This window comes from Microbacterium sp. 77mftsu3.1 (assembly GCF_900100525.1).
Classification (GTDB): domain Bacteria; phylum Actinomycetota; class Actinomycetes; order Actinomycetales; family Microbacteriaceae; genus Microbacterium; species Microbacterium aquilitoris.
In genome coordinates, this window is record NZ_FNCR01000001.1 from 324,604 (window position 1) to 344,702 (window position 20,099).

Below are 20,099 nucleotides of genomic sequence, written 5' to 3' on the forward strand. Positions count from 1 at the left end.
CGGCGAAGCGACGCCTCAGGCCGCCTCAGGCTGAGGCAGCGCGGGTCAGTTGGTGCTGCAGCAGCCCCCGCCGCAGCACGATGCGCCCTCGTCCAGGAGTTCGAGGGCGTCCGTGTCCTCCGTCGCGTTCGACAGCGTCGAGATCGGCTGCAGGGACGGGGTCGGCAGGTTCGAGGTGGCCATGCCGTCCATGCTACGCCGCGTAACCGGCACCGGCTCAGGGGTCAAGGGCCTGAACCTCCCGCGCCGCACCGCTTAGCGTCGAGGGCATGAGCACCCTCACCGGAAAGCGCGTCGCCTTCCTCGCGACCGATGGATTCGAAGACAGCGAACTGACCTCCCCCTGGCAGGCCGTGACGGATGCCGGGGCCGCAGCGATCATGATCGCTCCCGACTCGGGCAGCATCACCGGCAAGAACGGGCACGAGCAGCGCGTCGACGTCACCTCCGACGACGCCGACGCAGCCGAGTACGACGCGCTCGTCCTCCCCGGAGGCGTCGTGAACGCCGACGACCTCCGCCTGGATGCCTCGGCCGTGCGCTTCGCCCGCGACTTCTTCGCCCAGCACAAGCCGGTCGGGGCGATCTGCCACGCGGCGTGGCTGCTCGTCGAGGCGGACGTCCTCGGGGGTCGCACGCTCACGAGCTACCCGAGCCTGCACACCGACCTCGTCAACGCCGGGGCCACCTGGCACGACGAAGAGGTCGTCGTCGACGCCGGGCTCGTCTCGAGCCGCACGCCCGACGACCTGCCGGCCTTCAACGCCAAGCTGGTCGAGGAGATCGCCGAAGGACGTCACGCGGCGCAGACCGTCTGATCCCCCGCGCTCGACGCCCCCGGCCGCGACTCAGTCGCGCGACGGGGGCGTCGTGCGTCGACGGGCCACCGCGATCGCGACGACCACCGCGACGACGACCACGACCACGATGCCGCCCACGACGAACGGCACCACAGAGATGCCGTCACCACCGGCATCCGGGGTCGCCTGCGAGGACTGCAGGGGCGTCGCGTCGCCGACCGCGAAGGGGATCGTCCCGCTGATCGGGTGACCGTCGCTGGAGACGACCCGCCACTCCACGAGGTACCCCGCCTCGGGCAGGCCCGAGGCGACGGGGACGGTGAGCGTGTTCGTGTCGATGACGGGGTCCCCGTCGGTCCAGTCCTTGCCGGAGGCATCCACCACGACGATCTCGGCCCCCTCGTGCAGGATCGCGGCGGAGTAGGTGAGCACGACGGATGTGGGGGCCGTGCTCAGCTGCTCGTTCGGCGAGGGCGTGCTGCCGAGGAGTTCGTCATGCGCGGACGCGGGGCCGGCAACCGTGAGGATGAGGAGTGCCGCGAGACCGGCCGAGAACGCGGCGATACGGGACCACGCGGATCGAACGGACGTCGGAGGCGGCGAGGCGACGGGCATGCGTCCAGCCTGCCATCCCCGCCTGTGCGTCGCCTGCCTCGCGGCGGCTTACCCGGGGTCCCGGTCCGGAGCAAGCCCCGAGCACCGCCTCGGCGCGGCATCTATCGTGACGACCGAACCCACCGGAAGGACACCGAGATGGACACGACCGACAGCGGACCCGCAGACCTCGCCCCCGACGTGGAGGGTCCCGAGGACCGGGGCGCCCCCTCCGCCGAAGCGCATTACGTGGTGACGGAGCACGATGGCGTCACCCGGGTCGACATCGCCGACGATGCCGCGTTCCGTCCGGGACCCGGACAGGGGCAGCCCGAAGCCGACGCGGAGTAGGGCTGGAGCGTCAGACGCCGAGCAGATCCTCGGGGCGGGTGCCGTACGCGGCCAGGTGATGCCGACGGAGCCCTTCCTCCGTGAACCCCCACCGCGACGCGATCTCACTCAGATCGCCGACCGACCCGATCGCGGTTCCGACGATGTCTGCGCGGGCGGCGTCCAGTCGGACGGCCGTGAGGTGTTCCAGCGGAGAGCGCCCCGCGACAGAGTGCGCCCGGAATGCGCGTCGGAGCGCACCGCTTCCGACACCGGCCGCCGCCGCCGCGTCGTCGACCGTGATCGGGAGTGAGGCGTTCTGCTCGAAGAACGACACCGCAGCGCGGTAGGCCCGCTGCTGCTGGGCGACGCTCTCCACGCGCTGGGCGCGATCGCCGATGAGCGGGAACGCTTCGAGCGTCGACACCGCGATCGAGCGGAACATGGAGGCGCGCGCGAGATCGTTGTCGAGAGTCGCCTCAGTGGAGAACGCCAGAGCGGACGCCGATCGCCAGGCACGCAGGAGCGTCGGGTCGGCGGGACGCGTGCCGTCGAAACGTACCGTGAGGGTGTCATCGTTGTAGACGGTCCGGGCGAGGTCCGTCAACGCGTCCATCGGCAACGCGACCACCTGCACGCGAGTGTCCTGGAGGCGGCAGGCGAGGGTCGATCCGGGTTGGAAGAGGACGGGATCCGCCGCGTCGCCGCGTTCGCCGTCGATCTCCCACTCGTACCGTGCGTCGCTGTGCACCACGATGATCGCGTCGAGGTCGCACTCCGCGCTGTACCCGCCGCCGATGTTCAGCCGCCGCAGCGCGAATCGCTCGTCCCCGACGCTCGATTCCTCGAACGTGAGGTCTTGTGCGTCGAGATCGACGCTCCCGTAACTGCGGGTGATGTAGGCCTCCGCCTCACCGAGATCGGCGGAGCGGAAATGCTCACGGAGCGCGGGCACGCTGTCCTTCTCTCCCTGTCGACTGCGGTCCGACGGGACCCTCGTTCCCAGGGTACGTCCCGCGGTGCCTCTCGGGACGACTCTGATACTGCGTATTACGGATGATGTGCGCATAATGGATATCAAGAACGCCGAAAGGACCCCGTGGGCAAGTTCATCTACAACGACCGCATCCGAGCCGACTTCGAGGATCGCCTGCTGGCGCACCTGCAGCTGGTCATCACCACGAAGCTGCGCCGCGGCGAAGCGTTCACCTTCATGTGGCGGAACGATCAGAGCCTCGGCGACGGGCGTCAGGTCGTGTGGCTGCATCCTGGTGCAGACCTGCACTGGCAGTACTTCGGCAGCCGACAGCCTTCGCTCAACCCCGCCTGGCTCGACGCGCTGAGCCACGTCGCGAACTCCCCGACGGGCCTGTACGTCGTGCCCGAGCCGCAGGGCGCCTCGGTGCCGGCATCCAGCGGATCCATCTGATGAGGTCGAGAAGATGAGGCATGCCAGCTGACGGCGCCTCCCGCGTCCTCGACACGACGCGCGAGGCGTTCGACATCAAGTCCGCCGGAGAGGCGCTCCGTCATGTCGCCTCGGGCGTAACCATCCGCGAGGCGGATTCGGCTTTCTCCCTGCATCAGCGGACCCTCGGGGACGACAGGCTCAGGCTCACTCGGCTCCGCACCACGGGCTTCCTCCACGCGCACGTCGACGTGTCGGGATACGTCGCCGTCGGTCGCGTCGCCAGCGGCGGGGTCCGCGCCGTGAGCAACGACTCGCCTCTGGACGTCAGCGCCCCCTTCCTCCTGACGCCCGGCTCAGCCGAGACATGGTCCTCGACGGCCGATGCGGAGGCCATCGGCCTCGATCTCGCGGCGCTCGGAGCGTTCTCGGGCCGTGACCTCAGCTCCGCCGGACGCTTCCCGCATCGGGGCGCCCTCACATCGGACCTGCAGGACCACTGGGAGGCGACGATCGCTCATGTGAGTCGCATCTTCGACGACGAGACCCTCCTTCGCAACGACCTCATCCGACAGGCCGCCGTCGACGCGGTCTTCGCCGCGACGGTCAGCACCTTCGGCATCGACGCCGAGACGGGCGAGTCGACTGGCGGCTCCGCGGCCGTCACCCGTGCGACGGACTTCATCGACGACCACCTCGGCGAGCCGCTCAGCGTTGCCGACATCGCCGCCGCGGCCCGTCTCAGCGTCAGGGGCCTCCAAAGCGCCTTCCAGCGGACGCTGGGCGTGACGCCCGCGTCGTACGTCCGTGCGGCTCGGCTCGTGGCAGTGAACCGCGACCTGACGTCAGCGGATGCCGAGGCGATCACCGTCGCAGAGATCGCCCGACGGTGGGGGTTCGCCCACCTCCCGAGGTTCGCTCAGCATTACCGGGCGGAGTTCGGGGAACTCCCCCACGAGACGCTTCGCCGCTGACCGGCGCCGCGGGCGTCAATCCCAGCCGAGGTAGTCCTCGATCTGGAACGCCGTCTCACCGGGATGCGTCATCGGGAACAGGTGTCCCGCATCCGGCAGACGGACGACGCTCGTCCGGTCTGCTGCGGTCGCCTGGAGGTCATCGCCGTTCGCGGGCGGCGTGATCGGGTCTACGGCGCCCTGGATGATGAGGATCGGCAACGACGACGCGAGGCTCGCCCATTCGGCGACCGGCGTCGAGGCGAGCGCGGCGCTCTGGAGTTCCTCGACGTCGAGGTCGCGCGACCGCGCGAAGACATCCCAGGCCACCGGGATGGAGATCCCGGGCCCAACCAGGGCGCGGACGGCGTCGGTGTCCGGCGCGTCCACGGGGGCGGAGAAGGCGCTGTGCAGGGCACGGGCCGCGTCGTCATCGAGGGCGCGGGCCGCTTCGACGCCGAGCAGGAGCACGCCGCTGGCGCGACCGGGGTGGTCGAGCGCCACGGTGCGCGCGACGGCGCCGCCGAAGGCATGACCGCCGATCCACGCGGAGCCGACCCCGAGGTGGTCGAGGACGTCGACGACATCCTGCGCGAGATCGTGCATGGATGCCGCGGCGCCGCCGGGGCGGCGCGAGCCGATGCGGACGATCCGGAACCCCTCCTCCTCGAGGATGCTCGCGAGGCCGCCGAGGTAGGCGACGTCGAGACCCTGCGCGGGGATGAGGACGAGGGCGGGGCCCTCTCCCTCGTCGATGAACGGGATGGCACGAGCCTCGGCGTCGAACACCTGGCGCTGAATCTGTGTCATGGGAGAATCCTCAGTTGTTGAAACGGAACTCGACGACGTCGCCGTCCTGCATGACGTAGTCCTTGCCCTCGAGGCGCGCCTTGCCCTTGGCGCGGGCCTCTTGGACCGAGCCGGTCGCGACGAGGTCCTCGAACGAGATGACCTCCGCCTTGATGAAGCCCTTCTCGAAATCGGTGTGGATCACGCCAGCAGCCTGCGGCGCCTTCCAGCCCTTGCCGATGGTCCAGGCTCGCGCTTCCTTGGGGCCAGCGGTCAGATACGTCTGCAGGCCCAGGGTGTCGAACCCGACACGGGCGAGCTGGTCGAGACCCGACTCCTCCTGACCGGTCGACGCGAGCATCTCCGCGGCGTCCTCCGGGTCGAGCTCGGCGAGCTCCGACTCGATCTTCGCGTCGAGGAAGACGGCCTGAGCGGGCGCGACCAGGGCGGCGAGTTCCGCCTTGCGGGCGGCATCCATCAGGACGGCCTCGTCCACGTTGAAGACGAAGATGAACGGCTTGGCGCTGAGCAGGCCGAGCTCGCGGATGGGGGCGAGGTCGATGCCGGATGCGGCGAGGAGTTCGCCGCGCTGGAGGGCGTCCTGCGCGGCCTTCGCGGTCTCGAGCACCGAGGGGTCGAGCTTCTTGCCGCGGACCTCCTTCTCGTACCGCGTGATCGCCTTCTCGAGCGTCTCGAGGTCGGCCAGCTGGAGCTCCGCGTTGATCGTCTCCATGTCGTTCTTCGGGTTCACGGCCCCGTCGACGTGGACGACGTCGTCGTCGGCGAAACCGCGGACCACCTGCGCGATGGCGTCGGCCTCGCGGATGTTGGCGAGGAACTTGTTGCCGAGGCCCTCCCCCTCGCTCGCACCGCGGACGATACCGGCGATGTCGACGAACGAGACCGTCGCGGGGAGGATGCGCTCCGAGGAGAAGATCCCGGCGAGCACGTCCAGACGCGGGTCCGGAAGGTTCACCACGCCGACGTTCGGCTCGATCGTCGCGAACGGGTAGTTCGCCGCGAGCACGTCGTTCTTGGTGAGAGCGTTAAAGAGGGTGGACTTGCCGACGTTGGGCAGTCCGACGATTCCGATGGTGAGAGCCACGGGCATCCACTCTACGCGGCGGGCGGGCCGCCGCTGTGCGGTCCGCCGGTCCGGACCGGCGGCGGCGCGCCTCCGCTTCCTCGTCGGGATCGCCGGTGAAGGTGGATCCCATGGGCCTGGACTTCACCGCGATCGACTTCGAGACGGCGAACTCCTCGAACGCCTCGGCCTGCGCGGTGGGGCTCGCCCGGGTCCGCGACGGCCGCGTCGTCGCCTCCGAGGGCTGGCTCATCCGCCCTCCCGCGGGTCACGACCGGTTCTTCGAGATCAACGTCGGCATCCACGGCATCCGAGAGAGCGACGTCGCATCAGCCGAGACGTGGGTCGAGCAGTTGCCGCGCCTCCTCGACTTCGTCGGCGAGGACATCCTCGTCGCCCACAACGCCGGGTTCGACATGCGGGTGCTGCGCAGCGCCTGCGAGGTGACGGGACACGTCGCCCCGCCCGCGCGCTACCTGTGCAGCCTGCACGTCGCACGGAAGACCTACGACCTGCCGTCCTATCGCCTGCCGTTCGTCGCGGCGGCCGCCGGTCACCTCGACTTCGCCCACCACGACGCGACCGCCGATGCCCTGGCGTGCGCGCAGATCGTCATCGATGCGGGCGCGCGGGCCGGCGCAGGCGACATCGTCGAGCTCGCGATGCTGCTCGGTGTCCGCATCCCGCAGATCCCGCAGCCGGTTCCCGCCTCCGCGTCCTGAGGCCCTGCCGCCGCGCGGCGACGGGGCGATGTCCGACCCCTCGGGCACGATGAACGTCATGGATGCCGCTTTCGCCACCGTGCTCGCCGTGATCTGCCTGATCGCCGGCGCCCTGGCCGCCGGCGCGTTCGTCGCCGCTCGTGAAGCCAACCGCCGCACGGACCTGCAGGCGCGCGCCTCGGCCGCCGAGGCGGCCCGTGACGCGTTGCAGACCCAACTGGACCAGCAGCGGGCTCTTCATCGCGAGGTCACGAGCCGCGTGCACGCCGAGCAGGCGGCTCGGGACGAGCGGGAGCGTCGCGAGCAGACGGTGCTCCGCGCCCTCGCCCCTGTGCAGGAGACCCTGACGGCGATGCAGCAGAAGGTGGATCACCTCGAACGCGACCGGCAGGAGCAGTTCGGCTCGCTCGCCGAGCAGCTGCGGCGGTCGCAGGAGTCGGACGAGGCGCTGCGAGCCACGACGGAGTCGCTGGCGGGCGCCCTCCGCTCCAATGGGACGCGCGGTGTCTGGGGCGAAACGCAGCTGCGCCGCATCGTCGAGTCGGCCGGCCTCACCCGCTACGTCGATTTCGACACGCAGGCCTCGATCTCCTCCGACGCCGGCAGCGGTCGCCCCGACCTCATCGTGCGCCTCCCCGGCGAGAAGGCCCTGGCCGTCGATGCGAAGGCGCCGTTCGACGCCTATCTCGAAGCCAGCGCGATCCCCGTCACGGCGGTGGGCGAAGAGGGTGCACGGCGCAGCCGCCTGCTCGCGAAGCACGTCGCCGCGGTCCGCGCCCACATCGACGCTCTCGCGAAGAAGCGCTATTGGGCGGGGATGCCGTCGAGCCCCGAGTTCGTCGTCTGCTTCATCCCGAGCGAGTCCCTCCTCGCGGCGGCCCTCGAAGAGGATCCCGCCCTGCTGGAGTACGCGTTCGGACGGAGGGTCGCGCTCGCGTCCCCCGTGAACCTCTGGGCGGTCCTCAAGACGGTGGCTTACACGTGGACGCAGCAGGACGTTTCGACCGAAGCGCGCCGGCTGTTCGATCTGGGCAACGAGCTGTACCACCGGCTCGGCTCGCTCGCCGGCCACGCCGACGATCTCCGCCGCGCCATCGAACGGACCGTCGACAGCTACAACCGCTTCGCAGGCTCCCTCGAGACGCGGGTGCTCGTCAGCGCACGGCGGTTCCCCGGCATCGACGACACCCAACTCGACACGCTGTCGACACCGCGTCCCATCGAATCCACGACGAGACGACTGACCGCTCCCGAACTCCTCGACGGAGTCGAGCGCGGTGACGGTTCCGAGCACACGGCTGCCGACCTCGGAGCTATCCGCGACCGGCTGACCGACGAGGGTGAGCTCAGGAGGGGAAGAACGTCATGAGGCCGACGACGCCCAGCGACACCGCCACGAACGCGCCGATCATCCACCATGCGCTGATCTCGTGCCCGGGAGGCATCCGTCGACGCAACAGCACATCCGGACGACGTGCGGGGTCGTCGATCACCGGGATCTGAGCCGTCACCGGACGCGGCCCCGCTGTCGTCTGCCCCACGACCGGGATCTGTCCCGTCGGCGTGACGGGCAGGTGACCGGTGAGCGAGAGCTGACCCGTGCGCGGATCGCTGGATGCGGTGGACATGTGGACTCCTGAGGGGCGGTGGCGAGTGCCGGGGATCTCTGACACCACGGCCCATTGTGCCAGAGGCCTCGTCCGTGATCCTGGGTTGACGCCCGGCGCGTGTCTGCTATCCGGTCGCCCGGCGAGCGATCCGACTCAGAGCCACTTCGAGGTGAGGTGCTCCGACGAGATGCGGCGAAGCGTCCCGGATGCCCCGCGGAGCACGACGCTCTCGGTGTAGACGAAGTCACCCGCGCGACGCACCCCCGCCACGAGTTCGCCGTTGGTGACGCCCGTCGCGACGAAGAGCGTGTTGTTGCCGCGGACGAGGTCATCAGCTTCGTAGACGTGGTCGTCGAGCTTCAGGCCCGCGTCGATCCCGCGCTGCTTCTCGTCGTCGTCGCGCGCCCACAGGCGACCTTGGATGTGGCCGCCGAGCGCCTTGATGGCGCACGCGGTGACGATGCCCTCGGGGCTGCCGCCGACACCCACGCACATGTCGGTGCGGGCGTTATGGCGCGCGGCGTTGATGCCGCCCGCGACGTCGCCGTCGCTCATGAGGCGCGTGCCGGCACCGGCATCCCGGATCTCCTCGATCAGCCGGGCGTGCCGGGGACGGTTCAGAACCGAGACGACGAGCTCGTCGACGGGCTTGTCGAGCGCCTGCGCCAGGCGGCGGATGTTCTCCGCGATCGGCAGGCGGATGTCGACCACTCCGACACCCTCGGGACCCGTCACGATCTTGTCCATGTAGAAGACGGTCGAAGCGTCGAGCATCGCGCCGCGATCGGCCACGGCGATCACCGAGAGGGCGTTGTTGCGTCCTTCCGCGGTGAGTGTCGTGCCGTCGATCGGATCGACCGCGATGTCGCACTGCGGCCCCCGCCCCGTGCCGACACGCTCGCCGTTGAAGAGCATCGGGGCGTTGTCCTTCTCCCCTTCGCCGATCACGATGACACCGTCGAAGTTCACCGTGGTGAGGAACGCCCGCATGGCGTCGACGGCGGCGCCGTCGGCGAGCTCCTTCTTCCCTCGTCCGATGAACGGAACGGATCGGATCGCGGCTGCCTCGGTCGCGCGAACGAGCTCCAGCGCGAGGTTGCGGTCGGGATGCAGCGGACTCATGTCGGCAGTCAGGCTCACCATGGGCTCAGCCTAGGACCGTTGCCGCCGCCGACCACGTGTTTCCCGGCCTCGCCTGATGAAGGAATGCGGAATCTTTCCGATCCGGAAGGGAGGCTGTCTTCTGGGCGAGCGTGCCGGCTCGGGAGGGAGCGGCATCCCTTCGATAGAGTTGCGGGGAATCACTGACTTTCCCGAGGAGCTGACATGCCCGTCGCCACACCCGACCAGTACGCCGACATGCTGGACCGCGCGAAGGCAGGCGGCTTCGCCTACCCCGCGATCAACGTCTCGAGCTCGCAGACCATCAACGCCGTCCTCCAGGGCCTGACCGAAGCCGGCTCCGACGGCATCCTCCAGGTCACCACCGGCGGCGCGGACTACTTCGCCGGCCACACGGTCAAGGGTCGTGCGACCGGCGCCCTGGCGTTCGCCAAGTACGTCACCGAGGTCGCCAAGAACTACCCGATCACGGTCGCCCTCCACACCGACCACTGCCCGAAGGACGCCCTCCCCGGCTTCGTGCTGCCGCTCATCGAGGCCTCCGAGGCCGAGGTCAAGGCGGGCCGCAACCCGATCTTCCAGTCGCACATGTGGGACGGCTCGGCGGTTCCCCTCGACGAGAACATCGAGATCGCACGGGACCTGCTCCCCCGGATGAAGAACATCAACGCGATCCTCGAGATCGAGGTCGGCGTCGTCGGCGGCGAAGAGGACGGCGTCCAGCACGAGGGCTCGAACGACGCGCTCTACACGACCGTCGCCGACGTGACCAAGGCCGTCGAGGCCCTCGGTCTCGGCGAGAACGGCCGTTACATCTCGGCCCTCACCTTCGGCAACGTGCACGGTGTCTACAAGCCGGGCGGCGTGAAGCTCCGCCCCGAGCTCCTCGGTGAGATCCAGGAAGGCATCGCCGCGCACTTCGGTACCGGCCCGAAGCCCCTCGACCTCGTCTTCCACGGCGGCAGCGGCTCGTCGGACGATGAGATCGCCACCGCGGTCGCCAACGGCGTCGTGAAGATGAACATCGACACCGACACGCAGTACGCCTTCACCCGCTCGGTCGCCGGCTTCATGCTCGCCAACTACGAGGGCGTCCTGAAGCTCGACGGCGAGGTCGGCAACAAGAAGCAGTACGACCCGCGCGCGTGGGGCAAGGTCGCCGAGTCGGCGATGGCGCAGCGCGTCGTCGCCGCCACGCAGCAGCTCGGCTCGGCGGGCAAGTCGCTCGGCGTCTGACCTCCCTCGTACGACGAAGCCCCGGTTCTCTGCGGACCGGGGCTTCGTCGTGCGGAGCGTCAGTAGGAGGCGGTGCCCAGGACGTCGCGCGGGTAGAGCTCGTAGCGCACCCCGTCCACGGCGAACGCCGTGTGGAGGTGCGGCCCGGTGGAGCAGCCCGTCGAGCCGACCGAACCGATCCGCTGCCCGGCCGCCACGGACTGGCCGGTCTTCACCGAGAACGCGCTGAGGTGGGCGTACACCTGCTCGAAGCGGTGGCCGTCGACGGTCGAGGTGACGACGACCTCCTTCTGCTTCGTCTTGTTCGGAGCCCACGAGGGGCATCCGCTCGTGATCCACACCTCGCGCACCGAGACCGTGCCGCCGCGCATTGCGTAGATCGGCGTCCCCGTGGGAGCGGCGATGTCGTCGCCGCTGTGGCCGGCGTAGGTGGTGAACTTCCCGTTCGGGCGCAGCGGGTACGCCCAGCCGTAGCGCCCCGGGACGGATGCCGCGGCTCCCGTCGCGTCCGGCAGCGCCGCCATCTTCTCGCTCGTCCACACATCGTCGCCGTTGCCGTCGACCAGGCGCAGGACACCGTCGTTGCCGAGCACGGCGCCCGTGGCTCCGAGGCCGGCCGTCCGCGAGCTCCAGAGCACGACGTCGTACTGGTTCAGCAGGAGGAGTTCGCCGTCCTTGGTGAACGAGAGCCGGCCGTCGAAGGCGAACGTGGTCCTCGCGGTCCTCGTCAGTGCGTATCCGCGGGTGAGGCCGACGTTGCCGTCGCCGAGGATGCCGAAAGCGGAGCGACCGTCGGGAGAGGTCAGCTTCACTCCGGGCCGGAGCATCGTCCCCGGGGTCATGGATGTCCCGAGCGACCACGACACGGACCGCGCTGCGGACGTCTTCGTGACCGGCCGATGGTTCGCGCGGTACGCCGTCACCGAGACGGACACCGACCGCCCGGCGACCCCGGTCGGCACTTCCCAGCTCGTGCCCGTCGCACCGTCGACGGGGTTGCCGTCGACGCGCCACTGGACGCCGAACTGCGTCGGCGCAGGCTGCCAGGTGCCGGTGTTCACCCGGAGCACACCGCCCGCGGTCGCGGAACCGGAGATCGTCGGCGTCGGCGTCGTCGTGAAGGAGGCGAGGACAGCGACCCCGCCTGACGTCCGGGACGCGGTCGTGTACCCGGACTTCACGCCCGTCACGCGGACGGACACGGTCGTGCCCGCATCGGCGGCCACCATCCGGTAGGTGCGAGCCGTCGCTCCCGGGATCACGCCGCCGTTGCGCAACCACTGATACCCGACGGTCACGCCCGCGGGCGTCCACGTCCCCGGGTTCGCCGTCAAGGTTCCCCCGACCGTTCCGGCCCCCGAGATGGTGACGCCCGACGGCGCGCCGAGGACGCGCTCGACCGTGACGCCGCTGCTCGAGCGGACGAGCGACGTGTATCCCGCCTTCGACACGGTCACGCGGACGGAGACCGAGGCCCCGGCATCCGCGGAGACGAGTGCGTAGGTCGACGCCGTGGCTCCCGGGATCGCCGCCGTGCCGCGCAACCACTGATAGGTCAGGACGACCGGGGCGGGCCCGAAACCGGCGACCGCGGCGGTCAGCGTGCGGCCGACGGCGGGAGCACCCGTCACGGCCACGGTGCCGGGCGTCAGCGCGGCGGCTGTCGCTGCGGGGGTGGCGATCGGGGCCGGCGTCGCCGCCGTCGCCGCCGCCGACGGCGAGGCGAGCAGCATCCCGACGGTGCAGGCCACGGCGATGGCGGTGGAGGCGAACCTCCGGTGTGTGCCGGTCACAGTTCCCCTCCCGAGATGAGCGCGCGAGGGAGAACCCGCAGCAGCCGTAAAAGTATCAGGCAGGGAAGGCGTTCTCCAACCGTCCGGAGCGGCGGTCGGGGCCGCCGGCCTCAGGAGGTGAGCGCCAGTCCGCGGACGAGCCCCGGGTCGCCGAACAGCGGCACGACGAGGCAGACGCTGACGATGACGAACGTCACGATCGCTCCCACGAGCGGGATCCACCAGCTCACTCGGCCGCGTGCGAGCGACCACCACGACAGAACGGCGGTGAGCACCCACCCGACGGCGAACACCGTCGCGCCGACGCCGCCCCACAGCGCGCCCTGCGCCGTATTGGTGAACTCGCCCTCGACGCCCGCGACCTCCATCCACGTCTTCGCGAACGCGGTGAAGTCGACGAGTTGCGGGATCGCGCTCACGACGGTGACGAGCCCGTACACCAGGAGCGCGACGGTGATGATGCGGTCCGCCGTCCGGGTCGGGCGCGCCGCGACAGTGGTGGCGGGAGCCGTCGGCGGATGCGGGGCGTCGACGGGTGCCGGCGCTGCCGGCTCGGGCTGACGGATCGCCGCCCGCTGCTGCTCGGGCGTCGCGTACTCCCCGTACTGCGGTCGCGGTCGGGGTTCCTCGCTCACGAGCGGTTCCGTCCCCCGAGAGCGCGCTCGTCACGGCGACCTTCGAGGTCCTGACGCAGTTCCTTCGGGAGCGAGAACATGAGGTCCTCCTCTGCGGTCTTCACCTCGGCGACGTCGCGATAGCCCGCTCCGGCGAGATCCTCGAGCACCTCGGTCACGAGGACCTCGGGAACGGATGCGCCGGACGTGACGCCGACCGTCTCGACACCGTCGAGCCACTCCTGCTTGATCTCGTGCGAGTAGTCGACGCGGTAGGCCGCCTTCGCGCCGTACTCGAGGGCGACCTCGACGAGACGGACGCTGTTCGAGGAGTTCGCCGAGCCGACGACGATCACCAGGTCGGCATCCTGAGCGACCTTCTTGATCGCGACCTGGCGGTTCTGCGTCGCGTAGCAGATGTCGTCCGACGGCGGGTCCTGCAGGTTCGGGAACCGTTCGCGCAGCCGGCGGACGGTGTCCATCGTCTCGTCGACCGACAGCGTCGTCTGCGAGAGCCAGACGACCTTGTCGGGGTCCTTCACGACGACGCGGTCCGCCTCGTCGGGCGAGTTCACGACGGTGACGTGATCCGGCGCCTCCCCCGCGGTCCCTTCGACCTCTTCGTGGCCGTCGTGTCCGATGAGGAGGATCTCGAAGTCGTCGCGGGCGAAGCGCACGGCCTCACGGTGGACCTTCGTCACGAGAGGGCAGGTGGCGTCGATCGCCTGCAGTCCGCGGTCCGCGGCGGCGTTGACGACGGCGGGCGACACCCCGTGCGCGCTGAAGACGACGTGCGCCCCCTCGGGGACTTCGTCGACCTCGTCGACGAAGACCGCGCCCATCGACTCGAGCTCGGTCACGACGTGGATGTTGTGGACGATCTGCTTGCGGACGTAGACGGGGGCGCCGTACCGCTCCAGCGCCTTCTCGACGGCGATGACGGCACGGTCGACACCCGCGCAGTACCCGCGGGGTGCGGCGAGGAGGACGCGCTTGGCGCCCTGGACGGGAAGATCGACGAGCCGCCCGCGGGCTCCCGGGATCCGGGGCATCGGCAGCGAAACGGCAGGTGAGGTCACCCCTTGATTGTACGAACCCCGGGCTGGGTGGGGGACGTGTGCGCCAAGATGGGTCACCGTGACGACTTTCCAGACCGAGGCGGGTGCCGTCCCGCCGCCGGATGCGGTGCACCCGCGGGACTCCTCCCCCGACACCCCGACTTCGGTCTCCCGTCTGAACGAGACCATCCGCGACTTCGTGCAGAAGTGGGGCGCGGTCTGGGTCGAGGGCGAGATCACCGCGTGGAACCTCCGCGGTGGTCACGTCTTCGGGCGATTGAAGGATGCCTCGGGCGACGGCATGCTCTCGTTCCGCATGTGGTCCTCCACGCTGCAGCGCACCCCCGGCGACCTGAAGATCGGCGACCGTGTGGTCGCGTGCGTCAAGGCCGACTACTTCGTGAAGACGGGCGATTTCAGCTTCACCGTCTCCGCCATGCGTCACACCGGTCTCGGGGATCAGCTCGAGCGGCTCGAGCGACTGCGCGCGACGCTCCGCGCAGAGGGTCTCTTCGACCCGGCACGCAAGCAGCCGCTTCCGTTCCTGCCCCACGTCATCGGGTTGATCACGGGTGAGCGCAGCGACGCGGAGAAGGACGTCCACCGCAACGCGGAGCTGCGCTGGCCGCACGTCCGGTTCCGGACGATCCATGCGGCCGTACAGGGCGACCGCTGCGTCCCCGAGACGCTTGCCGCTCTCCGCGAGCTGGACGCCGATCCCGAGGTCGACGTCATCATCATCGCCCGCGGCGGCGGCGATCCGCAGACCCTGCTCGGCTTCAGCGACGAGAGGCTCGTCCGCGCGGTGGCCGCGGCATCCACCCCCGTCGTCTCCGCCATCGGACACGAGAACGACCACCCCCTTCTCGACGAGGTCGCCGATCTCCGGGCCTCCACGCCGACGGACGCCGCCAAGCGGGTCGTGCCGGACGTGTCCGAGCAGCGGGCCCTCGTGCAGCAGTTGCGGAGCCGCGCTCGCACCCGGCTGACCCAGCGTGTCGGCCACGACATCGCCGCGCTCGCCCAGCTGCGCTCGCGCCCGGTCCTGCGGGATCCGGAGTCCCTGCTGACCGGCCGCGCGCAGGAGATCGTCGCGCTGGCGTCCCGCGGTCGCGACGTGATGACCCGCAGATGGGATGCCGCGGCCCGCTCGACCGCTGAGCTCCGGGCATCCCTCCGCGCCCTCTCCCCCGGCGCCACCCTCGACCGCGGCTACGCGATCGCGCACCTCCCCGGCGGCGGCATCGTCCGCGACGCGGAGCAGGCGCCCGCGGGGACCGACGTCGTCGTGACGGTGGGGCGCGGCTCGTTCGCGGCGCGCTCGGCGGGCGAGATCGCCGAGACGGGGGCGGATGCCGCTCCCTCCGCGATCTAGGATGGGAGCCATGACGAGCGACGCGGGTGATGTCTCGAGCCTCACTTTCGAGCAGGCCCGCGACGAGCTCGTCCAGGTCGTCGCGAAACTCGAGCAGGGGTCGCCCACGCTCGAGGAGTCGCTCAGCCTGTGGACGCGCGGCGAGGCCCTCGCGGCGCGCTGCGAGGAATGGCTGCTGGGCGCCAAGCGGCGGCTCGACGAGGCGCGTCCCGACGGCGGGACCGCGTCCTGATGGCCAAACCCCGCGTCGTCGCCGAGCTCGGCCGACCCGAGACACCGGACGAGACCGCAGCCCGCAAGGCCGCGTCGTCGCAGCGCTACCGCTCCAGCAAGACCTTCCGCAACCTGATCGCCGCGCTCATCGTCTGCCTCGGCATCATGGCCGTCGTCTACCTCGGCGTGCCACGGGGCACCCCCGCCGACACTCCCGAGGCGAATGTCCCCGCCGCGGCGGCGGCGGCCGAGAAGACCGTCGGACGCGGTGTGATCGTCCCCGAGGTGCCCGGATCGTGGCGCGCCAACTCCGCGCTCGTCGACGGCGGTGAGTGGCGCATCGTCTACGCCCCGTCGAGCGGCTACGTCGAGGTCACCCAGGCGTTCGACCCGCCCGCGCAGTGGGTGTCGCGAGAGCTGGGCGGCTACGCACCGACCGGCACGTCGACCATCGACGGCATCGAGTGGGACGTCTACGACCTGCCGTCGTCGGTGGAGAAGATCACCTACGCCCTGTCCACGACCATCGGCTCCGACACGGTCGTCATCGGCCTGGCCGAGTCCACCGACCAAGGCGCCGCCACGACGGTCGCCGAGAGCCTCGGCGATCAGATCCGCACCCTGCGAGAGGAAGCGCGATGAGCGAGAACCCCCGCCCGTCCGACGTCTGGTCCGCCATGCTCGCCGGCAACCGCCGATTCGTCGCCGGAGAGCCCCAGCACCCCCGACAGGATGCGGAGCGTCGCCATGAACTGGCGCACGTGCAGCGTCCCACCGCAGCCCTGTTCGGCTGCTCCGACTCCCGCCTCGCGGCGGAGATCATCTTCGACGAGGGACTCGGCGACCTGTTCGTCATCCGCAACGCCGGGCAGGTGATCTCCGACTCCGTGGTCGGCAGTCTCGAGTACGCCGTCGCCGTGCTGGGTGTGCCGCTGATCGTGGTCCTCGGGCACGACGAGTGCGGCGCCGTCCGCGCCGCCATCGAATCGACGGCTCCCGACGCCCCCGCCCTCCCCGCCGGCATCTGGCGCCAGGTCGCACCCATCGTCCCCGCCGTCCGCCGCGTCCTGCAGGCCACCCCCGGCTCGAGTGCAGCGTCGGTGGATGCCGAGGAGGTCGGCCGCGAGCACCTGCGCGACACCGTCGCCGGCATCCTGCACTCCTCCGAGCTCATCAGCGACGCCGTGGCAGAGGGACGCGTGGCGGTGGTCGGGGCGAACTATCGCCTGGCCGACGGCACCGCGATCCCCGACGTCGTCGTCGGCGAAGCCGGCTGACGCCCCCATCCCCCTTCCGCAGACACGTGAAACGAGGACGTGAACGACATGACTGACGAGACCGACTACCGCATCGAGCACGACACGATGGGTGAGGTGCGCGTGCCGAAGGACGCGCTCTACGCCGCGCAGACCCAGCGCGCCGTCGAGAACTTCCCCATCTCGGGCTCGGGACTCGAGTCGACGCAGATCGCGGCCCTGGCGCGCATCAAGAAGGCCGCCGCGCTGGCCAACAAGGACCTCGGCACCCTCGACGGCTCGATCGCCGACGCGATCGCCTGGGCCGCGGACGAGGTCGTCACCGGCGCCTACGACGCGCAGTTCCCGGTCGACACGTACCAGACCGGTTCGGGCACCTCGTCGAACATGAACATGAACGAGGTCCTCGCGACCCTCGCGACCCGCAAGCTCGGTTCGAGCGTTCACCCGAACGACCACGTCAACGCGTCGCAGTCGTCCAACGACGTGTTCCCCACGTCGGTGCACATCGCCGTCACCCAGGCCCTCATCGACGACCTGATCCCCGCCCTGGACCACCTCGCCGTGGCCTTCGAGGAGAAGGCGCAGGCGTGGAAGAGCGTCGTCAAGAGCGGCCGTACGCACCTCATGGACGCCACACCGGTCACCCTCGGTCAGGAGTTCGGCGGCTACGCGCGTCAGATGCGTCTCGGTATCGAGCGCGTCCAGGCCGTCCTCCCGCGCGTCGGCGAGGTCCCCCTCGGCGGCACCGCCGTCGGCACGGGCATCAACACCCCCCTGGGCTTCCCGCAGAAGGTCATCGAGCTCCTGGCCGCCGAGACCGAGCTGCCGATCACCGAGGCCAAGGACCACTTCGAGGCGCAGGCCAACCGCGACGGTCTCGTGGAGGCATCCGGGGCACTGCGCACCATCGCCGTCTCGCTCACGAAGATCAACAACGACATCCGCTGGATGGGGTCGGGACCGAACACCGGCCTTGGAGAGCTGCACATCCCCGACTTGCAGCCGGGGTCGTCGATCATGCCCGGCAAGGTCAACCCCGTCGTCCCCGAGGCGACCCTGATGGTCGCCGCCCGCGTCATCGGCAACGACGCGACGGTCGCCTGGGCCGGGGCATCCGGCTCGTTCGAGCTCAACGTCGCGATCCCCGTGATGGGTACGGCGCTGCTCGAGTCGATCCGGCTGCTCTCCAACGCCATGCGGGTCCTCGCCGACAAGACGGTGAGCGGGCTCGAGGCGAACGTCGAACGCGCCGCCGCGTACGCGGGGATGTCGCCCTCGATCGTGACCCCGCTCAACAAGCTGATCGGGTACGAGGCCGCCGCGAAGATCGCCAAGCACTCCGTCGCGAAGGGCATCACCGTCCGCGACGCCGTCATCGACCTCGGCTACGTCGAGCGGGGCGAGCTGACCGAGCAGCAGCTCGATGAGAAGCTCGACCTCCTCTCGATGACCCACCCGGGTTGATAATCGGAGCGTGAACAGCGCCGCCGCACCACCGCGACGGGGCACGCCGGGACTCGGGATCCTTCTCGCGGTCGCCGCAGCGGGCCTCGTCGGCGTCGGCGCGGCGGCGTTCGTCGTCGTGCTGCTGGTCGCCCCGGCCGCCGCCGGGTGGACCGCGCTGATCTGGGCGATCGCCACGGTCCCCGCCCTGGCGGGCGTGGGTGTCGTGGGCTGGGCGGTCCTCGAGCGCCGAGGGCTGGCCGCACTGGCCGCCGGCGACACGGTGGAAGGCGCGTTCGAGGCCCAACAGCGGTTGCTCGACGATGTGCGTCACGAACTGAAGACGCCCATCACGATCGTCCGCGGCCACCTCGAGATGATGGATGCCGCGGACCCGGACGACGTCGAGGCGATCCGCGCGCTCGGCATCGCCGAGCTCGACCGTATGACCCGCCTCATCGGCGACATCGACGTACTGGCGGCCGTCGAGGGCGGACAGCTCTCCACGGGCGAGGTGGACCTCGCCGCGCTCACCCAGCGGGTCTTCGAGATGGTCGGGGTGATCGGCGACCACGACTGGCGCGTCGAGCAGGGTGCGGATGCGGTGATCCGCGCCGACGGCGATCGTCTGCTGCAGGCGTGGGTGCAACTCGCCGACAACGCCGCCAAGTACTCCCCCACCGGCACGGTGATCGAGATCGGAAGCGCCGTCCACGCCGCCGGAGCGCAGCTCTGGGTGCGCGACCACGGCCCCGGCATCCCGCCCGCCGTCCGACACCGGATCTTCCGCCGCTTCGACCGCGGAACGGGCAAACGACATGTCGGCGGCTCGGGTCTGGGCCTGGCGATCGTCGACGCGATCGCGAAGGCCCACGGCGGGTACTGCGCCGTCGCCGACACCCCCGGTGGCGGTGCTACGTTCACCCTGGAGATACCCATCGGCACCCGGGGGGCGCTGCCGTCACCCATCCGCGCCGGCGATGTTCTGCTGCAGCGAGAGGCCACTGAATGACCCGCATCCTGATCGTCGACGACGAACCGCACATCGTGTCGCTCGTCTCGCGCGCCGTGCACGCGGAGGGATTCGAGGCGGTCGGCGCCGAGGACGGACCCGACGCCCTCGAGATCGCGCTCTCGGGCGACGTCGACCTCATCGTGCTCGACGTCGGACTGCCCACCATGGACGGGTTCGACGTCCTCCGCGAGCTCCGCGGCGCGGGCCACACGACGCCGGTGATCATGCTCACCGCGCGGAGCGGGACGAACGACACGATCGAAGGATTGGATGCCGGGGCCAGCGACTACGTCCCGAAGCCGTTCGCGGTGGCCGAGCTCATGGCACGCGTGCGGTCCCGGCTGCGCGACAGTGCCGCGAGCGCTCCCACCTCGCTCACGCGCGGAGACGTCACGCTCGACATCCTGTCGCGCCGAGCCACCGTGGCCGGCCGTGAGGTGGAGCTGTCGTCGCGCGAGTTCGCCCTCGCCGAGCAGTTCGTCCGGAACGCGGGCGAGGTCCTCACGCGGGAGGTCCTGCTGAGCCGGGTGTGGGGCTTGGACTTCGACCCGGGATCGAACGTCGTCGACGTCTACGTGCGGTATCTGCGCGCCAAGCTCGGCGCCGACCACATCATGACGGTGCGCGGCGAGGGCTACCGCTGGGAGTGACCTGTCCGACACACGACGCCCCCGGTCCGTC

Annotated in this window: 24 protein-coding genes; 14 read left to right on the plus strand and 10 right to left on the minus strand. The window is 70.3% G+C overall.

Annotation, left to right across the window (positions count from 1 at the left end):
- Window positions 1-45: 45 nt before the first annotated feature.
- Window positions 46-183 (minus strand): hypothetical protein, encoded by a 138-nt coding sequence (locus BLR68_RS17895; RefSeq protein ID WP_020097077.1) that lies wholly within the window; start codon window positions 181-183, stop codon window positions 46-48.
- Between the two features lie 86 nt (window positions 184-269).
- On the opposite strand from BLR68_RS17895, the gene BLR68_RS01770 reads away from it, so the two are divergent.
- The gene (locus BLR68_RS01770; RefSeq protein WP_018188307.1) at window positions 270-818 is read left to right on the plus strand and encodes a type 1 glutamine amidotransferase domain-containing protein; all 549 of its coding nucleotides are present in this window, start codon (window positions 270-272) and stop codon (window positions 816-818) included.
- Window positions 819-848: 30 nt separating this feature from the next.
- On the opposite strand, the gene BLR68_RS01775 is transcribed toward BLR68_RS01770, so the two are convergent.
- Complete coding sequence (locus tag BLR68_RS01775; RefSeq protein WP_018188308.1) at window positions 849-1,415, minus strand: copper resistance CopC family protein; 567 nt, start codon at window positions 1,413-1,415, stop codon at window positions 849-851.
- A gap of 138 nt (window positions 1,416-1,553) precedes the next feature.
- Here BLR68_RS01775 and BLR68_RS01780 point away from each other — a divergent pair, with 138 nt between their 5' ends.
- On the plus strand, window positions 1,554-1,745 hold the full coding sequence (locus BLR68_RS01780) for a hypothetical protein (RefSeq protein ID WP_018188309.1): 192 nt from the start codon (window positions 1,554-1,556) through the stop codon (window positions 1,743-1,745).
- Window positions 1,746-1,755: 10 nt separating this feature from the next.
- Here BLR68_RS01780 and BLR68_RS01785 read toward each other — a convergent pair whose 3' ends face one another.
- Window positions 1,756-2,679, minus strand: a complete 924-nt coding sequence (locus BLR68_RS01785; protein ID WP_018188310.1) for a helix-turn-helix domain-containing protein — start codon at window positions 2,677-2,679, stop codon at window positions 1,756-1,758.
- Window positions 2,680-2,823: 144 nt separating this feature from the next.
- On the opposite strand from BLR68_RS01785, the gene BLR68_RS01790 reads away from it, so the two are divergent.
- Together BLR68_RS01790 and BLR68_RS01795 are read left to right on the plus strand one after the other, a co-directional pair.
- On the plus strand, window positions 2,824-3,153 hold the full coding sequence (locus BLR68_RS01790) for a DUF7882 family protein (protein WP_018188311.1): 330 nt from the start codon (window positions 2,824-2,826) through the stop codon (window positions 3,151-3,153).
- Window positions 3,154-3,173: 20 nt separating this feature from the next.
- Entirely contained in the window at window positions 3,174-4,106 is a 933-nt protein-coding gene (locus BLR68_RS01795) for a helix-turn-helix transcriptional regulator (RefSeq protein WP_018188312.1), read from the plus strand.
- Window positions 4,107-4,121: 15 nt separating this feature from the next.
- Here the strand turns inward: BLR68_RS01795 and BLR68_RS01800 are convergent, their stop codons facing one another.
- Entirely contained in the window at window positions 4,122-4,895 is a 774-nt protein-coding gene (locus BLR68_RS01800; RefSeq protein ID WP_018188313.1) for an alpha/beta fold hydrolase, read from the minus strand.
- Between the two features lie 10 nt (window positions 4,896-4,905).
- The gene (ychF, locus tag BLR68_RS01805; RefSeq protein WP_018188314.1) at window positions 4,906-5,979 is read right to left on the minus strand and encodes a redox-regulated ATPase YchF; all 1,074 of its coding nucleotides are present in this window, start codon (window positions 5,977-5,979) and stop codon (window positions 4,906-4,908) included.
- 110 nt (window positions 5,980-6,089) lie between these two features.
- Here ychF and BLR68_RS01810 point away from each other — a divergent pair, with 110 nt between their 5' ends.
- Both BLR68_RS01810 and rmuC read left to right on the plus strand, forming a co-directional pair.
- On the plus strand, window positions 6,090-6,680 hold the full coding sequence (locus BLR68_RS01810) for a 3'-5' exonuclease (RefSeq protein ID WP_018188315.1): 591 nt from the start codon (window positions 6,090-6,092) through the stop codon (window positions 6,678-6,680).
- A gap of 28 nt (window positions 6,681-6,708) precedes the next feature.
- Entirely contained in the window at window positions 6,709-8,049 is a 1,341-nt protein-coding gene (gene rmuC, locus BLR68_RS01815) for a DNA recombination protein RmuC (RefSeq protein WP_018188316.1), read from the plus strand.
- Here the strand turns inward: rmuC and BLR68_RS01820 are convergent.
- Both BLR68_RS01820 and glpX read right to left on the minus strand, forming a co-directional pair.
- Window positions 8,027-8,308, minus strand: a complete 282-nt coding sequence (locus BLR68_RS01820) for a hypothetical protein (protein WP_018188317.1) — start codon at window positions 8,306-8,308, stop codon at window positions 8,027-8,029. The genes rmuC and BLR68_RS01820 overlap by 23 nt on opposite strands.
- 135 nt (window positions 8,309-8,443) lie before the next feature.
- Window positions 8,444-9,433 carry a class II fructose-bisphosphatase gene (gene glpX / locus BLR68_RS01825; RefSeq protein WP_018188318.1) on the minus strand — a complete coding sequence of 330 codons (990 nt, stop codon included), beginning with the start codon at window positions 9,431-9,433 and terminating at the stop codon, window positions 8,444-8,446.
- A gap of 183 nt (window positions 9,434-9,616) precedes the next feature.
- On the opposite strand from glpX, the gene fbaA reads away from it, so the two are divergent.
- Window positions 9,617-10,648 (plus strand): class II fructose-bisphosphate aldolase, encoded by a 1,032-nt coding sequence (gene fbaA / locus BLR68_RS01830; RefSeq protein ID WP_018188319.1) that lies wholly within the window; start codon window positions 9,617-9,619, stop codon window positions 10,646-10,648.
- 59 nt (window positions 10,649-10,707) lie between these two features.
- Here fbaA and BLR68_RS18250 read toward each other — a convergent pair whose 3' ends face one another.
- The 3 genes from BLR68_RS18250 to BLR68_RS01845 all read right to left on the minus strand — a co-directional run bounded on the left by BLR68_RS18250 (window position 10,708) and on the right by BLR68_RS01845 (window position 14,107).
- Window positions 10,708-12,441, minus strand: a complete 1,734-nt coding sequence (locus tag BLR68_RS18250; protein ID WP_018188320.1) for a peptidoglycan DD-metalloendopeptidase family protein — start codon at window positions 12,439-12,441, stop codon at window positions 10,708-10,710.
- A 110-nt stretch (window positions 12,442-12,551) separates the two neighbouring features.
- Window positions 12,552-13,076 (minus strand): DUF6264 family protein, encoded by a 525-nt coding sequence (locus tag BLR68_RS01840; RefSeq protein WP_018188321.1) that lies wholly within the window; start codon window positions 13,074-13,076, stop codon window positions 12,552-12,554.
- Window positions 13,073-14,107 carry a 4-hydroxy-3-methylbut-2-enyl diphosphate reductase gene (locus tag BLR68_RS01845; RefSeq protein WP_018188322.1) on the minus strand — a complete coding sequence of 345 codons (1,035 nt, stop codon included), beginning with the start codon at window positions 14,105-14,107 and terminating at the stop codon, window positions 13,073-13,075. The genes BLR68_RS01840 and BLR68_RS01845 overlap by 4 nt, the downstream gene beginning before the upstream one ends.
- 85 nt (window positions 14,108-14,192) lie before the next feature.
- Here BLR68_RS01845 and xseA point away from each other — a divergent pair, with 85 nt between their 5' ends.
- Genes xseA through BLR68_RS01880 form a run of 7 tightly spaced genes read left to right on the plus strand, consistent with a single transcriptional unit; the run spans window position 14,193 to window position 20,068 of the window.
- Window positions 14,193-15,488: an exodeoxyribonuclease VII large subunit gene (xseA, locus tag BLR68_RS01850; protein ID WP_018188323.1), complete on the plus strand. Its 1,296-nt coding sequence runs from the start codon at window positions 14,193-14,195 to the stop codon at window positions 15,486-15,488.
- Between the two features lie 10 nt (window positions 15,489-15,498).
- The gene (locus tag BLR68_RS01855; RefSeq protein WP_018188324.1) at window positions 15,499-15,720 is read left to right on the plus strand and encodes an exodeoxyribonuclease VII small subunit; all 222 of its coding nucleotides are present in this window, start codon (window positions 15,499-15,501) and stop codon (window positions 15,718-15,720) included.
- Window positions 15,720-16,343, plus strand: a complete 624-nt coding sequence (locus BLR68_RS01860) for a DUF4245 family protein (RefSeq protein ID WP_018188325.1) — start codon at window positions 15,720-15,722, stop codon at window positions 16,341-16,343. Before BLR68_RS01855 ends, BLR68_RS01860 begins: the two co-directional genes overlap by 1 nt.
- Window positions 16,340-16,978: a carbonic anhydrase gene (locus tag BLR68_RS01865; RefSeq protein WP_018188326.1), complete on the plus strand. Its 639-nt coding sequence runs from the start codon at window positions 16,340-16,342 to the stop codon at window positions 16,976-16,978. The genes BLR68_RS01860 and BLR68_RS01865 overlap by 4 nt, the downstream gene beginning before the upstream one ends.
- Window positions 16,979-17,026: 48 nt before the next feature.
- Window positions 17,027-18,424 carry a class II fumarate hydratase gene (locus tag BLR68_RS01870; RefSeq protein ID WP_026302988.1) on the plus strand — a complete coding sequence of 466 codons (1,398 nt, stop codon included), beginning with the start codon at window positions 17,027-17,029 and terminating at the stop codon, window positions 18,422-18,424.
- A 10-nt stretch (window positions 18,425-18,434) separates the two neighbouring features.
- On the plus strand, window positions 18,435-19,415 hold the full coding sequence (locus tag BLR68_RS01875) for a sensor histidine kinase (RefSeq protein WP_018188328.1): 981 nt from the start codon (window positions 18,435-18,437) through the stop codon (window positions 19,413-19,415).
- Window positions 19,412-20,068: a response regulator transcription factor gene (locus BLR68_RS01880; RefSeq protein ID WP_018188329.1), complete on the plus strand. Its 657-nt coding sequence runs from the start codon at window positions 19,412-19,414 to the stop codon at window positions 20,066-20,068. The genes BLR68_RS01875 and BLR68_RS01880 overlap by 4 nt, the downstream gene beginning before the upstream one ends.
- Window positions 20,069-20,099 lie beyond the last annotated feature (31 nt).

Bases quoted from the DNA above. Each gene is read 5' to 3' on its own strand.
- BLR68_RS17895 (WP_020097077.1), bottom strand. From the start codon at position 183: ATGGCCACCTCGAACCTGCCGACCCCGTCCCTGCAGCCGATCTCGACG.
- BLR68_RS01770 (WP_018188307.1), top strand. From the start codon at position 270: ATGAGCACCCTCACCGGAAAGCGCGTCGCCTTCCTCGCGACCGATGGA.
- BLR68_RS01775 (WP_018188308.1), bottom strand. From the start codon at position 1,415: ATGCCCGTCGCCTCGCCGCCTCCGACGTCCGTTCGATCCGCGTGGTCC.
- BLR68_RS01780 (WP_018188309.1), top strand. From the start codon at position 1,554: ATGGACACGACCGACAGCGGACCCGCAGACCTCGCCCCCGACGTGGAG.
- BLR68_RS01795 (WP_018188312.1), top strand. From the start codon at position 3,174: ATGCCAGCTGACGGCGCCTCCCGCGTCCTCGACACGACGCGCGAGGCG.
- BLR68_RS01800 (WP_018188313.1), bottom strand. From the start codon at position 4,895: ATGACACAGATTCAGCGCCAGGTGTTCGACGCCGAGGCTCGTGCCATC.
- BLR68_RS01810 (WP_018188315.1), top strand. From the start codon at position 6,090: ATGGGCCTGGACTTCACCGCGATCGACTTCGAGACGGCGAACTCCTCG.
- rmuC (WP_018188316.1), top strand. From the start codon at position 6,709: ATGTCCGACCCCTCGGGCACGATGAACGTCATGGATGCCGCTTTCGCC.
- BLR68_RS01820 (WP_018188317.1), bottom strand. From the start codon at position 8,308: ATGTCCACCGCATCCAGCGATCCGCGCACGGGTCAGCTCTCGCTCACC.
- glpX (WP_018188318.1), bottom strand. From the start codon at position 9,433: ATGGTGAGCCTGACTGCCGACATGAGTCCGCTGCATCCCGACCGCAAC.
- fbaA (WP_018188319.1), top strand. From the start codon at position 9,617: ATGCCCGTCGCCACACCCGACCAGTACGCCGACATGCTGGACCGCGCG.
- BLR68_RS01845 (WP_018188322.1), bottom strand. From the start codon at position 14,107: ATGCCCCGGATCCCGGGAGCCCGCGGGCGGCTCGTCGATCTTCCCGTC.
- BLR68_RS01855 (WP_018188324.1), top strand. From the start codon at position 15,499: ATGACGAGCGACGCGGGTGATGTCTCGAGCCTCACTTTCGAGCAGGCC.
- BLR68_RS01860 (WP_018188325.1), top strand. From the start codon at position 15,720: ATGGCCAAACCCCGCGTCGTCGCCGAGCTCGGCCGACCCGAGACACCG.
- BLR68_RS01865 (WP_018188326.1), top strand. From the start codon at position 16,340: ATGAGCGAGAACCCCCGCCCGTCCGACGTCTGGTCCGCCATGCTCGCC.
- BLR68_RS01870 (WP_026302988.1), top strand. From the start codon at position 17,027: ATGACTGACGAGACCGACTACCGCATCGAGCACGACACGATGGGTGAG.
- BLR68_RS01880 (WP_018188329.1), top strand. From the start codon at position 19,412: ATGACCCGCATCCTGATCGTCGACGACGAACCGCACATCGTGTCGCTC.